Source organism: Nocardia kruczakiae NBRC 101016, from assembly GCF_001612965.1.
GTDB lineage: Bacteria > Actinomycetota > Actinomycetes > Mycobacteriales > Mycobacteriaceae > Nocardia > Nocardia kruczakiae.
Map to the genome: position 1 here is coordinate 36,851 of NZ_BDBL01000008.1, position 15,672 is coordinate 52,522.

Annotated in this window: 11 protein-coding genes; 3 read left to right on the forward strand and 8 right to left on the reverse strand. The window is 61.1% G+C overall.

The window, feature by feature from the left end:
• Positions 1-9: 9 nt before the first annotated feature.
• Positions 10-1,182: a DNA cytosine methyltransferase gene (locus NK1_RS08295; RefSeq protein ID WP_063007966.1), complete on the forward strand. Its 1,173-nt coding sequence runs from the start codon at positions 10-12 to the stop codon at positions 1,180-1,182.
• Here the strand turns inward: NK1_RS08295 and NK1_RS35340 are convergent.
• From NK1_RS35340 to NK1_RS08330, 7 genes are all read right to left on the reverse strand, one after another.
• A complete protein-coding gene (locus tag NK1_RS35340) occupies positions 1,179-2,219 on the reverse strand; it encodes a DUF6339 family protein (RefSeq protein WP_084460694.1) in 1,041 nt (346 codons plus the stop codon). The two genes, NK1_RS08295 and NK1_RS35340, sit on opposite strands and share 4 nt — an antisense overlap.
• Complete coding sequence (locus tag NK1_RS35345; protein ID WP_218023082.1) at positions 2,216-3,103, reverse strand: hypothetical protein; 888 nt, start codon at positions 3,101-3,103, stop codon at positions 2,216-2,218. Before NK1_RS35345 ends, NK1_RS35340 begins: the two co-directional genes overlap by 4 nt.
• The gene (locus NK1_RS34280) at positions 3,103-5,085 is read right to left on the reverse strand and encodes a hypothetical protein (protein ID WP_157104143.1); all 1,983 of its coding nucleotides are present in this window, start codon (positions 5,083-5,085) and stop codon (positions 3,103-3,105) included. Before NK1_RS34280 ends, NK1_RS35345 begins: the two co-directional genes overlap by 1 nt.
• A complete protein-coding gene (locus NK1_RS08320; protein ID WP_157104144.1) occupies positions 5,082-6,095 on the reverse strand; it encodes a PD-(D/E)XK motif protein in 1,014 nt (337 codons plus the stop codon). Before NK1_RS08320 ends, NK1_RS34280 begins: the two co-directional genes overlap by 4 nt.
• Positions 6,092-8,668 (reverse strand): Z1 domain-containing protein, encoded by a 2,577-nt coding sequence (locus tag NK1_RS08325; RefSeq protein WP_063007971.1) that lies wholly within the window; start codon positions 8,666-8,668, stop codon positions 6,092-6,094. The genes NK1_RS08320 and NK1_RS08325 overlap by 4 nt, the downstream gene beginning before the upstream one ends.
• A 225-nt stretch (positions 8,669-8,893) precedes the next feature.
• Positions 8,894-10,816, reverse strand: coding sequence for an ATP-dependent nuclease (locus NK1_RS33530; protein WP_084460695.1), 1,923 nt, complete (start codon positions 10,814-10,816; stop codon positions 8,894-8,896).
• Between the two features lie 739 nt (positions 10,817-11,555).
• Positions 11,556-12,362, reverse strand: a complete 807-nt coding sequence (locus tag NK1_RS08330) for a DUF1460 domain-containing protein (protein WP_063007972.1) — start codon at positions 12,360-12,362, stop codon at positions 11,556-11,558.
• 229 nt (positions 12,363-12,591) lie between these two features.
• On the opposite strand from NK1_RS08330, the gene NK1_RS08335 reads away from it, so the two are divergent.
• Positions 12,592-13,362: an SDR family NAD(P)-dependent oxidoreductase gene (locus NK1_RS08335; protein WP_063007973.1), complete on the forward strand. Its 771-nt coding sequence runs from the start codon at positions 12,592-12,594 to the stop codon at positions 13,360-13,362.
• A gap of 18 nt (positions 13,363-13,380) precedes the next feature.
• Entirely contained in the window at positions 13,381-14,217 is an 837-nt protein-coding gene (locus tag NK1_RS08340; RefSeq protein ID WP_063007974.1) for an enoyl-CoA hydratase/isomerase family protein, read from the forward strand.
• Between the two features lie 264 nt (positions 14,218-14,481).
• Here NK1_RS08340 and NK1_RS08345 read toward each other — a convergent pair whose 3' ends face one another.
• On the reverse strand, positions 14,482-15,459 hold the full coding sequence (locus tag NK1_RS08345; protein WP_245660401.1) for an acyl-CoA thioesterase: 978 nt from the start codon (positions 15,457-15,459) through the stop codon (positions 14,482-14,484).
• Positions 15,460-15,672: the final 213 nt, after the last annotated feature.

Below are 15,672 nucleotides of genomic sequence, written 5' to 3' on the forward strand. Positions count from 1 at the left end.
GATTCCCTCATGTCCTCCGAACGGCCGACCACTAGTTCTCAGTTCCACATGGTCGATCTTTTCGCAGGCCCGGGAGGGCTGGACGTAGCAGCGCGGTGGCTTGGGATCGACGCTATAGGCATCGAGTGGGACGACAACGCCTGCGCCACGCGGGCGGCAGCGGGGCTGAAAACCGAACAAGGTGATGTGGCCAAGCATTCGGACAAGGACTTTGCGCCGAAAGACGCTGCGGTAACGCGGATTTTGACCGGCGGCCCTCCGTGTCAGACGTACACCGTCGCCGGAAGCGGAGTCGGCCGACAATGGATCGGTCCAATCATCGACATGATCGACGACATGATCGCGATGCGGGACATAGATGAGGCTTTATGGCAGCTCAACACGGATACCGGCGACGAGCGGACCGGACTTGTGCTGCAACCGCTGCGGTGGGCGTTGGAGGCGTACGCTGCCGACCGACCCTATGACGCCATCGTTCTGGAGCAAGTCCCACAGGTCCTACCGATCTGGGAACAGGTCGGACGCGCCCTGACGAGTCTTGGATACTCAGTGGCACATGGGATCCTCAGGACCGAGGAGTACGGAGTACCCCAGACCCGCCGACGGGCGATCCTGATCGCTCGCCTCTCCGGTGCAGCCGAACTGCCGAAAGCGACCCACCGCCGCTACACGAAGGGCGTCGCCAAGGAGGACGGTGACCCGGCTCTGCTGGAATGGCGGTCGATGCGCGATGTACTTCCTGAAGACCTGGGGGACTTTGACGTGGTCTCGAATTATGGCACTGGTGGCGACCCGAAACTTCGTGGACGGCGCAACTGCAACCTTCCGTCTGCGACCGTCACCGGCAAAATCTCACGAAACCGCCTGGTAAGGGCGAATACCGACTCAGACCTCAAACGGCGCTTCAAACTTGAAGAAGCCGGGATGCTGCAGACATTCCCGAAGCGCTACCCCTGGGCCGGAAAAGACAGGTCGCAGCAGATCGGCAACGCAATCCCTCCACGGTTGGCAGTTCATGTCCTTGCTGCCGCTCTGGGCAAAAGAATCGACACAGCTGAACTGGACGCGGCCGTCGATGAGCCGTGGGACGTCGATAACCCGAGTTCGACAAACGGGATCGTGCGCTTGATCGATTCCGACGTACCAGCTGAAAATCCTCTGCCGCTGTGGGCGGACGCCTAGTCTGTCGTCAGCTCTTCACCTAATATCGCAGCGATCTGGTTGCGCGCACGGCCCGCTGGTGTCGACCGCCCGTTGAGCCACGCGGAGACCGCCGCGGAGGTAACCCCGATTTTCGCTGCCAGGTCGGCGCCCGTTATGCCGGCACGCTCGAGTGCCTCGTTCAGCCAGCGTTCGTACCCGACAGCCTCCGCGTCACCTAGCTCCTGCAGCTGATCCTCGTCCAGTACACAGCTCGCAACGACAGCGCTAGCACGGTCCGCGGCCTCTTCTTCGGACAGACCAGCGATTATTTGCATCCCTAGCACCGTCTCGTAGGCGACAACGCGGAGCTCGCCATCCAGTGCGTCGTCGGTCAAGCCATCGAAGAGCACGAACGGCGCGAGCCGCAGGAGCCGTTTCAGAAACTCGCGCAGGACATTTCGCTCACTCAGCGCCGCAAGATCGAGATTGTTCCAAACCCGAAGAATCGACTTGATCAGGTGCGGACTTCCACCCAGTGCTGAACGTCGGGCGTAGATCTGATCGAACGCAGACTCCCCCAATACCTTCAGTGCCCCATATGGATTCGGGTCGCCCGGGCTGTGTACGAGTTGGGCTCGCCACCACAGGCGTCCGAAAACATGCCGCGTGAGGTCTGAACCGCGCACACGGTCGGCCGGCGGCTTCGGATAGCGCCAGTGGGCAATGTCGGGCATCAAGATCAGCGCGAGGAATGCCCAGATGTCTCCGGACGCGGCTTCAGCAGGCGCCAAACGCATGCCTCGGTGTAGCGCCTCGGCCAACGCCAGGTCGAAGGTGGTCTTCTGCTCCGGCGAAGGCGGATTGGGAAACCCGGAACTCTCAGCCAGCTCCAGCACAGTTCGACGAAGCTCCACCAATTGGTCCGGCTGAGCTCGTGCTCCTCCGGTTGCGACATACACCGCGGAATCGTCCGAAGGGGACCATCTGGCAGCAAGCGACTTGAGATCCAGATCTCGGTACTCCTGCGTCAACTCTATCGCTCGCGCCCGCAGCAACCGTGGATACAACAGGCTCATGCGACCCCCTCGAACAAGTTGAGCGAAGCTTGTACCTCGGTCGACAACCAACTGGGGGCTCGCTCGATCTGCGCTCGTACGTCACGAACCGAACGTTCAGGGAACAGGCGACCGAACAGTGATTGGATTGTGGCACCCAAGGTTTCGTCGGGAAATGTAGAGTCGTCGGTGAAGTCCGGGTTCCGGAGTGCGTGCTCGATCATCATTCGCGCGACGTCGGCATAGAGCACCGCGAGGACAATTTTGTCCTGCTGGCGTGGCTTCGCTGCGTTCTTGAGCGCATCGGCGACGACAGTCTTCTTTTCGTTGACCAGCAGGAGCAACGAACCCATCGTCGCGGAGTCGAGCGCATAGAGTTCCAGATGCCAGGCAGCATCGACAGGGTAGATCGTTTTCTCGAAATCGATTATGGCCATCGGGAATTGAGGCGCATCGCCTTGTAACCGGAGCGCTGCCCTGTCGCTCCACAGCACGGACCCGGCTCGCCGAGCTGCTGTCGGACGACTTTCTCCGTCCCTGCGCCGCCCCAGAATCAGGGCGGTATCCAGCAGCAGAACTCCGCCCAGGTCCGCACCGGCGAGTTGCACCCGCAACTCGACTGCTCCTGACGCTGTCAGCAGGCGTCGGTCTGCCGTACCCCGCAGTTTGGAACCCGTCGAGGTCCACACAACAGCCAGCGCCAACGGCGTGCCGGGCGCCAATCCTGATTCGCTCCAAGTACTTTCGAGATCGACCGACACTGTGCGGCGCAGCTCTACCGCGGTCTGATAGTCCCAGTGGGGAAAGGCCTCGGGCATCGGGACCTCAGCACCATCGAGCACCAACTGCCACGCTTCAGGTCGAACAACGTGATCAGCCGGAATTCGGTACGGCAATACCCGCATCAGCTGCTCACCGCCGCCACTCGAATCTTGATATCGGTCATGGTGTCCGGCGCAGGCTTGATTATCGCCTTCCACACTCGGATGTCGCCACCACCGGCCATGAAGCTCTCTGCCCGACGAAGCGTTCCGTCTTCGTCCTCCCAGCCGATCAGTTCGGGCTGTGGTGCGCCTTCGGGCGGTTCGGTTTCCCGACCTCCGTCGGCAGTCAGCGCCACCGCTAGCTCAGCCGATACACGCTGAAGCGTTGGGGTCGGCAGCCGAAAGTCCTGAACTACTACGGCCATTCCCGCGAACTCGTCCAGATACGGTGACCCGACGTAGTCGACTCTCGGCCGCCGAGTCGGCCCGCGCGGTGCACCGCCATCAGATCCGTTACCTGTTCCGGTCACCTCGCCGCTCGGATGCGAAGAGTGTCGGCCTTCGGCCGCACTGTCCTCATCAGCCCGGTTGTCTGGGTTTTCTCGTTCGTCGCGATTGCCGCGGCTTCCGCGTTCCTTCGGGCCGGCAGGTGCACGGGTCTCTCCCGGTCGACCATAATCAGTCGCCCCACCAACTCCCCAGACACCTCCGATAAGCGGTGAGAACCGGTCGCTGGCAGCTCCGAGCGACACGTCTGCCACATCAGCACGATTTCCGACCGCGGCATTGACGATCGCGTCGGTAGCTTCCTTCAACCGTGTGAAGGTCGTACGCACGAAGGACCGATGATCTCGATCCTCGAGCGACTGAAAATTCCACCCATCGTGGGTTGGTGGTTCCGCCTCCGCGTAAACATGGTCCATCGACGAATCTGCACGAAAAACTCCTGCATAGGAGCTCAGTTCACTCGACGGTTTCGGGCCCGCCCAGTAGGTCACGACCAGCTCGGCCGGACGCATCAAACACACATGATGGATATGCCCTTCGATACCGGCTGCTTCCGCTGCCGCGGTTGGCTGAAACGGAGGGACAGTTCGCTGTTCGAGCCCAAGTCTCCCGAGTAGTCGCTTCGGTCGCAGGCTCCGTATTTCGCGACCGCTCGAACCGATCATCTGCTCATACGCTGCGACGAACAGCCGTAACGGATGACGACCAGCCGGGTCGGGAACCGGATACTCGATCCCGTCGCAGGTCACCGTGAACCGCATCGGCGGACGACCATTCCTGACCTCGCGCGAAAGTAGTTTCGGCCATAGCTGCCACGCGATGGTTTCCGCCAAGTATTCCGCCACAAGACTGGGCTCCCGATCGTCAAGCTCCGGGTCGACGATCGTTATCGTTGTTCCGGTCTCAGTCTCACCGAATGGGAGCAGACCTAGCTGTCGGGCGACGCTATCTGCCTCCGCACCGACCAGTGGCTCGATCACTTCCCCGGAACCGTCTCCCCACCAATGCCTTCCGGTGAACCGTTTGTGCCCGTCCACGGTGGACGCTTGATAACTCTTCCAGAGCGAAGCGCCCATGAGCCGGGTTTCGAAACGGCCTTCGTAATTGCATCGCGTATGGATCAAAATGGTCCCCGGCCTCGAGACCAGATACAGAATCCCTTTCCCGAACCCATACGTCCCTCCGCCGAGCACCTTGTCTCGCGGTTCGCCGATGTTGCGCAAGAAGGATACGAAGTCTCGATCCTGATCGTCGACGACATCGTCGGCACGGGTTGGTCCGCCCAGGCCCTCCGTGCCCCTGTCCGAAATGGACAGCACTCGGATTACCGGAGCCTGCAATGACTTACGGAGGGGAAGGTACGAATCCGCGGGGGCCCCGCGAAGCAGGTTCTGACGCCATGCCTCGGCGTTGGCGGCACTGATGGTCTGCAGATCCATACGGAACTCGACCGTCGTTCCATCATCGATACGAGCGTCCCAACTGTTCTGCGCCGCCTCTCGAACCAGGATGGTGAGGTAGTCCAATTCTGGCTTTCCGAGCTGGTTGCGAATCCCCTCGGCCGCACTCGCACCTTCGGGCGGGAACGGCTGGGAATACCACTCCGGCAGACTCACTCTGGCTCCTCAGCCATCCGCTGCACGTACCGCAAAACCGCACCCTCCTCCGACGGAAAAGGCGGCTCTCCACCCAGGTCGATCGTGTACTCGACGTCTTTAACGGTGATGGGGACCGCCGCTGCTACCAGCATGTCGGCCGTCAGCCTCGGAAAGTTACCGTCAACTCTGTACCAGCGCTGCTCGGCAATCCGAAAGCGCCTGTCTCGGTAGTGATCAGCATCGGCACGCTGGTACCCCGCAAGCGACAACAGGCCGAAGAGGGCGCCTTCGTCGTCGGCCAAGTCGATTGCTTGCTCTACCAGATCCTGCAGCGAAGCTGCCTCGGGAGCCGGTTCCAACTTGAAATACGCAAGCAGCAACTCGCCTCCGGCAGGCGGATCCAGCTGATCCAATCCATGGATTCGGACATTACGTCCGCCCGGCCGCAACGAGGCCTTGACCTCTACCGCCGTAGCGCCCGCGACAAAATCGTGCCGATGGCCGGCCGGGCCTGCCCACCAGCGGTACGCGCTCGGGTCCAGTTCCAGTAGGCGGCACAGCACCACGAGCTCACCGAACAGTCCGGCGATCTGCTCAGGTCCGAGTAGTGTCCCCGAGCGCTGGAACAGCATCCGCCACTTATCCAGCGCACGGTACAGCCCTTTGGTCGGATACCGCGGCACCGCTGCGATCTCATCAAGCGAGACCGCGCAGAAGGTCGCGAACACGTCGTCGAACTCCGTGTCCAAACATGCGAGATCGGCATAGACCTGATAGGAACTGTCGGTCTCCAGCGGCTTCCTTGACAAGCGCAATACCGGGCCATCCAGGCCTTTCCGCACCGACTGACGGGAGTCGATCGGCACGAGGAGATGGCGGTGGCCGTCAGGATCGACTCCTGCGGCGACATGACCTCGGCTGGTCTCCACTGGCAGGTCTGACACTCGCATTGCTGTCGGAGAACTCAACCGAGCAACAGCAAGCATCGCCCAGTGATCTTCAAGGGTCTGGCGGAGATCTCCGCTCACGCCTGCGCCTCGGCGACGACCAGACTGAAGTCCTCGTCCTCGACCTCTGCACCACCAGGGACCGCAGACAGATCAGCCGAGATGTAGTCGACCTCCCAGGGCACTGTCGAATCCGCGTTTCGAGGTTCCGGAAACATGAACCCGACACCGATAACGTGCTCAGGTGCGTCCAATGACGTACGCCGACTTTGATTTCGGTCAGGATGCGAGATCTTGTCGATCGGATACAGAACGATAAGGCCGGTATCGGGAAGCTGCTTGAGGCGCTCCGCACGGATTTCCTTCTCCGACCATTTATGAATATCGCCCTCCAGATCGAGGGCGGCGTCCTTACGGCTCATCAATGTCTTGATATCACAGAGGTCTGGCTCGCTCTTGAAGGCTGAACGGACTACTCGGCCAACCTCCACACCGTCGGCAAAGACAAACGCAGCATCGGAGCCGGTGAGCGGGGTACCCATGATCGCAACGTTCCAGCGGCCCAAAGAGTGACCGTTCCGGATGCGCGCCTTGATGTAGCGGGACATCATCGCCGCATTGCACTCCTGAGACTTCTCGTGAAACTTGTAGCTGGCTAAGAACTCGAGAACGTAATCACTGGATACTCCTCGGTAGAGGAATCGGCCGGTTTCCGACGAACCTTCGACCGACCTGCGGGCCGCCACGGCCGCGGAAACGAGATTTCGGGCAGCTTTCTGGTTGCCCAACAACCAATCGCGGTCCTTCCGGAAGTACCGGGTTTGGACACGCTGACCGCCATAGCCTGCGGCAGCGGTCACCGCATCCTGCATCTTCGCTGCTGCTGTCACCCGTAGCGCCGGATGTGTCCGCAGCCGCACAGCGAACGTCAATGGCGTCTTGTCCTCGGTCATATAGATGTCGATGTCCCGCCGCATCTCTGCCTCTACCGTCGCCAGATGCCGGAACCAGTCCTCGAGTTCCTCGGTCATCCAGATACGAGGCAAATCTTCATATCCATGGCGGTAGCCGAACCAGCGCCCCATCTGCAGCAGCGTGTCGTACACCGATACAGCCCGAACGAAGTAGCTGACCAGTAGACCCTCCAGTGTGAGGCCGCGGGACAACGTATTTCCCCCGACCGCGATCGCCACCACTGGCCCGTTCTCATAGTCAAGCCGGTCGGTGCTGCCGGAGTTGTCCATGATGATTCGACAGTCCTCGAGCACTCCAGGCAACTGCTGAATCAGCTCATCGAATTCGACTTTGGTTTCGCCGAACTCCTTCGCGGGTACCAGCGCTGTTTCGGAGTCCCATAACGCCCTCAACTCAGAACGCAACGCTGAATCGTCGAGATTGCAAGCAACCTTCTCCCGGAACGCTTCCAACGGACCGCGAAAACTGTCATGAACCGAAGTCCGCACACTGGTGTGAATGAGCATGGTGGAGTGAGGATTTCCTGTTCCTCGTACTCGGCGCGCGGCCGTTGCCAGCCAGAAGTACCGCACCGCATTCCGCAGCGAGTCGGTCAGTACCGGCACAAAACCCTCGGTCTCCGCTCTGGTCTTCGGCCGGACCAAAGGGACATCTTCGTCCGGCACCGTACGGACCATGTCGTACCCGTCGAAGACCTCGTTCGGGTCTTCGCCGTCGAGTGCATATCGACCGAAGAGCACCTCGGTACCGAAGTGCCCGTCAGGTTTGGGCAGGTTGACGACGAAGTCTCGCGGGTAGAGATCGTTCTCGTCGACGGGATTGATCAGAAGATTCGCGAAAGGCGACGCCGTGTATCCCACGTACGCGGCCTTCGGCAGCGTACTGATCATGTCCATGATCAACGGATTGATGGCATCCGTAGCGACTGTGGCCTGGTCCGCTTCATCGTCGATGATCAGAGCGGGCGTATCACCAAGGTAGTCCTGCGCATCCCGCAACCATCGCACCAACTTCCGTAGGACGGGCGCGTTCTTCTTCACCACGCACAGCACGTGTGTTCTGTTCGCAGCGCCGAAGAAGCTCGCTGGATTCGCCGGGGGCACGAAATCGTGTTCGGGGGAGGTGATTTGAGTCCAGGAGGCCGGATTAGGCTGAATGAGCTGCTGGACAAGCCGTACCTGCGTCTGCCGGCGCAACCCGTTGTGAATCCCGGCCAGCACAATGAACAATTTGTAGCCCCGATCAGCGGCCTTCGCCATCACTGCAGTAAAGCTCGTCGTCTTCCCTGACTGGACGTAGCCGACGACCAGTCCGCGAGCCGAGAACCGCGGCTCCAGGGGATGATTGAGCAACGACACGATCCGATTCGAAGACTTGTCCAGACTGTCGATCGAGCCGTCACTCCACCCTTGTCGCTGAAGTATGCGCTGCAAGGCCGGCCAGAACTTGTCTCCTGCCTGCGGACCGGTGTACCAGGTGTACCGATTGCCCAGAACAACCGAGCGCGGCTCCTCCATCTCACGAATAGCAAGGAGACGCTGCTCATGCCGCTCCCGAACCTGCTTGACTATCTCCGCAGGTGTCCCGAGCCTCACCAGCCGTTTGACCGCCTCCTCAGGAGTGTTCCGATCGAGAAGCATCTCGAACGTCTCATACGCGTCGTCGACAGCGTCGACCATCTGCCCCTCCTGAGCGCGGCTAATCGATTCCTCTGAATTCTGACCTACCTCGCCGCTTGAATCCAAACACTACACAGCGCGACTGAGGCTGAACCTCATTTGAAAACTTCGGTCATCCGTGCGAGGCCCCTTCCCGTGCGCCGGGCACCACCAGTCAGCGCTACTGCGTGCCCGTTAACTCAAGCCACGTTCAACTACTTCTGTGCCGGCCGAAGCATCAATACATCATCCATGCCCGGGAGACAAGACCGCCTCGACTGCTCTGAACGCTGACGCCAACAATAGACTCTCTTTGCCTCGCGACTTGACCAATTCAGCCAGTCTGCGCTGCTGAGTTGCTAAGATGTCGGCAGACGTAGGTGCTTCATAATCAGATTCCTTTCCTAGCTCTTTCACAGTAAGGTCCACAAAATGACCCTTTGCTTCCTTCGTCGGCGTATGCGGATCGTACGCACTGTCTAGCTCATGCAAGAGCGCAGCCTCTGGAACCTTTCCTGCAAGAAATTTCATGTGCTTCGCGCACCACTTTAGATTTCGATGTATCTCCTCTATCTCGTTGAGATCCGAGCGATATTTGTCGTCCGTACGGCCATGAATATCGAAATGCACTTTGGGACCCAATAGCTCAGTTACCAGTGCACGCCATTTTTCGACCAGAATCGCTGCTTCATCCGCCGAGTCGGCCTTGGTTGCCATCGAATCGATCCGGTTCCAATCCGGCAGCCGTACGGAATACGCCGGAGTCGACTCGTCGTCGTTGCACTCGTCCGGAAACTGATCACCATCAAGCAACACGCAGACGCCCGTAGCGCCTGCCGCCGCAAAGCTCGGAATGGTAGTCTGAATAATCCGACTTGCGCCGCCTGGTAGCGCCACGGGATCGACATAGGGAAGCGAACTCGCGTCGAATGCGCGCATCGCTGATTTGACTACCTCAACAACGAACGCATCTTCGACAAGGACTTTTCCAGACGGACGGTTTGTCACATAACCCAAATTAAAGAAGGCATGATGTGACGGCGTACTCTGACTGAGGAGCCTGACTGTACTGTCTCTCCCGTTCGTTCCCAGGAGTTTCACTGCCTCGGGCGGCAACCCGTCCACAATTGTCGGCGAATGCGTAGACAAGACAACCTGATGTCCCCGGGTTCGACAAACATGGCGCAAATACTCCATCAATGCCACCTGAGCGCCGGGATGAAGCGATACTTCCGGCTCATCAAGAAGGATTAAGGTTTTGTTCGGCGCCTGGGAGATCTCGTCAACCAATCTAATTATTGCGAATTCTCCACTCCCGGCGTGCGCCTCGGAGTAGCTGCGGTCTCCAAATTTCATCTGCGCCGAATGCCCTATCACACCGTAGCAGCGATGTTTAACGACCCGAATCTCCGAAAACTTCTTGCCGAGAATTTGGGAAATGACCGCAACGCAGGCGGCATCTATCAACCTCGGCGGAGAGATAATTTTATCGCTTGTCAGCTTCAACTCTTTGAACGCTAAAGCCAATTCAGCAGATCGGGTTATAACGCGATATCGCCGACCGGTCGGGTTCTGCGTCCATTTGTCAGGCGCGGCATGGTGCACGAACTTATCATATGCCGACAGCTCACCGCGAAAATCGATGTAGACTACATTCTTCTTGATTGCATTCCAACGATCTCTCGTTAGATATGGCTGCAATCTTTTATCCGCCGGAAGCTCACGCATACCGTCCACATCTACACGCTTCGTCGGCTCCCAATAATCAGGATCGCGCTGTCCCAGCAATAACTTCGGCACCCATTCATTCCGGAAGGGTTTTGTCACTCGCGACTTTCGCACTTCAGCGATGTGCTCCTCGGAGCCGATTCGAATATCGTACGTATAAACGAATCGGTGTTGCGACTTACTATCGAGGCGTCCGATTGGATCCAGCTTCGTCGAGAACCAATGATTGGCGAGACTTCGCCCTTCCGGCGCTGAATCCAACGCATGCAGTATCGAAGACTTGTTTGATCCATTCTGACCAACCAATGCCGTTATGGGAAAAGTGAAGTCGATCTGCAGGTTGGGTTCAAGGGCCTTGAAATGCGGGAACCGGATCGAGGTGATCCGTGGGCTCGACGCGCCTGACTTGAAGCGCCTACGCAGTTCATCGTCACTCACCATAGCAGGCGCTTTCGGACCTTCGGACGGCGAGAATGGGCTTTGAGAAGCCTCCGAACGCCGACCTTGTCAACGCTTTAGACCGGCTCAGCTTGGGAGCGAATTTCGCTGATGCGCAACGCAATTGCATGGCCGAATCTTATCCGGGCCACCCCCACGTCGACACAGAAAGGGCCCAGCTAGTGCCCTTCATCGCAAGCGTGCCGATGCCGGGTGTCTCGCCAACGGCCACGTCATCGCGCCAGACCGGTGCCCCGATATGCAACTCGGCTGCGTACTCGCGTTCGGACCACGGGATGCTGACCGGGAAGCGAATTCGATTGACTCCCCTCCTCGTCTTCTGCTGTCCACTCTCCTGCGAGGAGGTAGTTGACCGAGCGGAGCGGACGCACGCCTGCGGGAGCTTTCCATGTCCGTTTCGAGGCGTCGGCACGAACCGTGGCGGCAGAGAGGAATACGTTGGTTTGCGATTCGACGCACCAGCAGGTATCGGACTGGTTCGACATCTCTTTTCGGGCGCAACGTTCGAAAGCACTCGTCACGCGTCGGGTGAAAGCCTGGTGCTCGACAAGCCCGCGCCGCACTCACAACACTCGTCCATCCTACAGCTCGATTTGATCCGCAATCTCCTCGCGCAATTGCTCCAATTCCTACCACGTCATGTGCCTCAGGAGGTCTGGGGGTTCGATCCGCGGCGTGGACATAGGGCCAAGGTATGCCGGTCGCCGGTCCGAGCCGAGTTCTACGCTGGCCGCGGTCGCAGTACGACGATGCCGGGAACGGTCTGCAGGTAATCGCCCAGCGGGGTGTCCACCACCTTGTTGTTGGCGGCAAGTGACGACGCGTTTCGGAAGACGGGGCCGCTCGGTGTGCTGATGAGGATTCCGACGTGGGTGACGTCGAGTCCGGGCTGGTCGGCGTACGCGCCGATGTAGTCGCCGGTTCGGAGCCCGTTGATGACGCCCCGGTCTACTGCCCCACTTGGGATGTAGGTGATGTCGCGGTCTACCACCGGGATGCCTGGTAGGTAGACACTGTCGTCTCCCGTGGCATTGAGGTGTTTGGGAACCGTGACTGCGGCGGGTGACAGACTCGCGGTGATGTCGGTGGCGGCGACGTCAACAACCTGCGCCCAGTCGGTGAAGAAATGTTTGCGGTGGGTGTAGTCGACTTGGGCTCCCGCGTAGCGGGTGTCGATCAGGTTGGCTTCGAAGCGGTTTCGGTCGGTGGTTCGGCTCAGGGCTTCTACGTAGTCGAGGAAGGTGAAGCAGTCCACCTGGCGGAAGTCGGCTACCAGCTGTTCGGGCTGGGTTGGCGAGCCGATGAGGGTGTTCGCGGCGTAGGGGGTGCCCAGGAATTGTTGGGACAGTAGGTCGAGTAGTTCGCCTTTGCTCACTCCGGTCGCGCCGGAGCGCAACGCGACGAGTTCGTCGATGCGGTGGGAGGTGGTGTCGTCGATGGCAGCGTCGGCGCCTGCGCGTACCGGCAGCAGGAGGGCGGCCGCGAAGAGGACGAGCAGGATCGGCAGTGTGCGGGCGGTGGAGCGCAAGGCGCCTCCCGGTGACGGGGCGTTCGGTCGGACTCCACCGTAGTTCAGCGGACGGCCGTCGCGCAGAGCCGGATGGGGATCGCCTGTGTGACGGCGCAGATCAGCTTCTGTTTCGATGCGGAATTCGGATAACGGCGACGTCGGCGTGAGGTGCGCTGGTAGAACTGACAGCGTCCGTCGTCAGTTCAGCGTCGGGCACACCGTGTTACCCGCGAGAGAGGCCGGCTCAGTGGACCGCAGCGCATTCCAGGAACTTTTCGATCTCAGCGGGCGGACCGCGATCGTCACCGGCGGTACGCGGGGTATCGGGCTGGCGCTGGCCGAGGGGATGGCGTGTGCGGGGGCCAATGTGGTTGTGGCAAGTCGGAAGCCGGAGGCCTGCGAGAAAGCCACCGAGCGGCTACGGGAACTCGGGGCCGAGGCGATCGGGGTGCCCACACATCTCGGTGAGATCGACCAGTTGCAAGCATTGGTCGCGAAGACGGTGGAGACGTTCGGCGGGATCGACATCGTGATCAACAATGCCGCCAATGCGCTGGCTCAGCCGTTGGAGGTCATGCAGAAGGCGGCGGTGGACAAGTCGTTCGCGGTGAATGTGCAGGGGCCGTTGTTTCTGGTGCAGGCGGCGTTGCCGTATCTGCGGGCGAGCAAGCATGCGGCGGTGTTGAACTTCGCGTCGATCGGGGCGTTCGGGTTCTCGGGCGGGCTGGCGATGTATTCGGCGGGGAAGGCGGCGTTGCTGTCGTTCACTCGCTCGATGGCCGCCGAATTCGCCGGCGACGGGATTCGGGTGAATGCCATCGCTCCGGGTGCGGTGGATACCGATATGGTGCGCAACAATCCGCAGGAAGTGGTGGACGCGATGGCGGCGGCACCGTTGCTGCGGCGGCTCGGTGAGCCGGACGAACTGGTCGGGCCCGCGCTGCTGTTGTGTTCGGACGCAGGCAGTTTCATCACCGGGCAGACGTTCGTCATCGACGGCGGCACGGTTCCGCGCTGACTCGCGAAGGAGGCAGGCATGTCCGCGCTGAATATCGACTATCGGTCCTCGGGTGTGGTGGTGTTGACCATCGACCGGCCGCACCGGCGCAATGCGCTGGACAATCAGACCGTCGCCGAATTGCATCGGGTGCTCGACGAGATCAACGGGAAACCGGAGGTGCGGGCGCTGGTCATCACCGGCGCGGGAGCCGGGTTCTCCTCCGGTGCCGATCTGAAGTCGAAACCGGAGGACTTCACGGCCACCGATGCGAGTCCGACCGCGGCGCTGCTGGGTGCGGTGCAGTCGCCGGTCGCGCAGATCTACGCGAGCCAGGAGTTGATGGCCTCGGCGTTCGAGAAGATCCATCGGCTGCGGCAGCCGGTGATCGCGGCGGTGAACGGGGCCGCGGTCGGTGGCGGGTTCGCGCTCGCGCTGGCCTGCGATATCCGGTACGCGAGTCGTAGTGCCCGCTTCGGGGCGGTGTTCATCCGGCACGGGATCTCGGCCTGCGATATGGGTACCAGCTATCACCTGCCACGATTGGTGGGCGCGTCTCGGTCGGCCGAATTGCTGCTCACCGGAAGGGTTTTCGATGCCGACGAGGCCGAGCGGATCGGATTGGTCCTCGAGGTCGTCGGCGAGGACGAGCTGCTGAACCGGGCGATCGCCAAGGCGGAGGAGATCGCCACCAACTCTCCGCTCGCGGTGTGGATGACCAAGGAGACGATGTGGCAGACGGTGGATGCGCCGAGCCTGCGCCATGCCCTCGACATCGAGAACCGGACGCAGGTGATGTGCAGCGCCACCGGGGAGCTCGCGGAATCGTTCGGCGCGTTCCGCGACGGGGACGAGTTCCGTTGGCGCCCATTGTGAACCGGCGAAAGCCCCATTCTTGACGTGCGCCTGAGAACGGGGCGCTCACCGGCTGTTGAGGCCACGTCCGAGATCGAACCAGACGGCGTCCGGAAAGACTGATGTTGTAACCCAGCTATGCGTTGTCCTGGACGGTGCTGCCCCGCACTAATCGTGCAAACCTCGGAACTATTGCGAGTTTTCCGCCATTTTCGCCGAGGTTTGCACGAAAAGTTCACCGATGTGCAACGGCGACACGGGGCTACCGCATCGGCGTTCCCGGACTCAGCGCTGGTTCGCCGTGATCCGGAAGTGGTTCGGCTCGGCGTCTTCCGGAACAGCATCCGCCGGCGTGAAATCCTCGACCAGCGAACGTAATCCGATCAGGTGACGGGCGTGGGCGTCCAGGGCGATGTCCTCGTCGGAAGCCGGGATCCACTGCCGGATCGAGCGCGCTTTGGCGTCCGGGTCCAAGGCGACGACCACGGCCAGGCCGTGGGCGGCCAGTTCCGGTCCGCCGGAGTGCGGGTCCGTGGAGGTGACGTGCACGCTGATATGCATGCTGCGGGGTCCGGTGTGGATCAGCCGGGCCGTCGCCTCCACGGCGTGGCCGATGACGATCGGCCGGTAGAAGCGGATACCGCCGAAGTACGACGTCAGGACGTGCTGGCCGGCCCACTTCGCGCCGCAGACGTAGGCCGCTTCGTCGATCCATTGCATGGTGCGGCCGCCGTGGACCTTGCCGCCCCAGTTGATGTCGGAGGGAGCGGCGAGGAAGCGCAGGGTCGCGCTGGGCGCGGTCCCTTCCGCGGTGTAGCGCTGGGCGGCCATCGCGGCTTCGATTTCCTTGCGGACGGCGATTCTGACCTTCGCCTGGCGGTGCCGCCGCAATTCCAGGGGCGTGGCCGGATTCCATTGCGGCACTTCGACAGTGCGGCGATCGCCATCGACGGCGACGAAGATGGTCAGGCATTGGGCGCTCTGGACCGGCTTCACGCGGGTCGGGTCGGTCGAGTAGACGGTGACCAGGATGTGCATGCTGGTGCGGCCGGTGTGGACCAGGTTGGCGTGCAGTTCGACCAGTTCGCCGACCTCGATGGGGCGGTCGAGATGGATATTGCCGACGTAGGCGGTGACGCAGTAGTGACCGCTCCACTGGGCAGCGCCCGCGTAGGCGACCTTGTCGATCCATTCGAGCAGCTTGCCGCCGTCCACCGTGCCGACGATGCCGGCGTCGGCGGGTTTGACCAGGAAGCGGTGGATGACCTCGGCGCGAGATCCGAGCGAGTGGGCGGCGGGAGCGGGAGCGGTGAGTGTGTCGGGCACAGCGACAATTCCGTTCGGGGATATGCGGTCGATTCGCTGACACCGTTGTCCTGGAGCACAGTAGAGGCCACATGCCATACGGGCGAGTAACCGGCTTCCCAGGCGAAACACACCCCGACGGCCCACGTCGGCCGCGCCGGGACCCCGAAC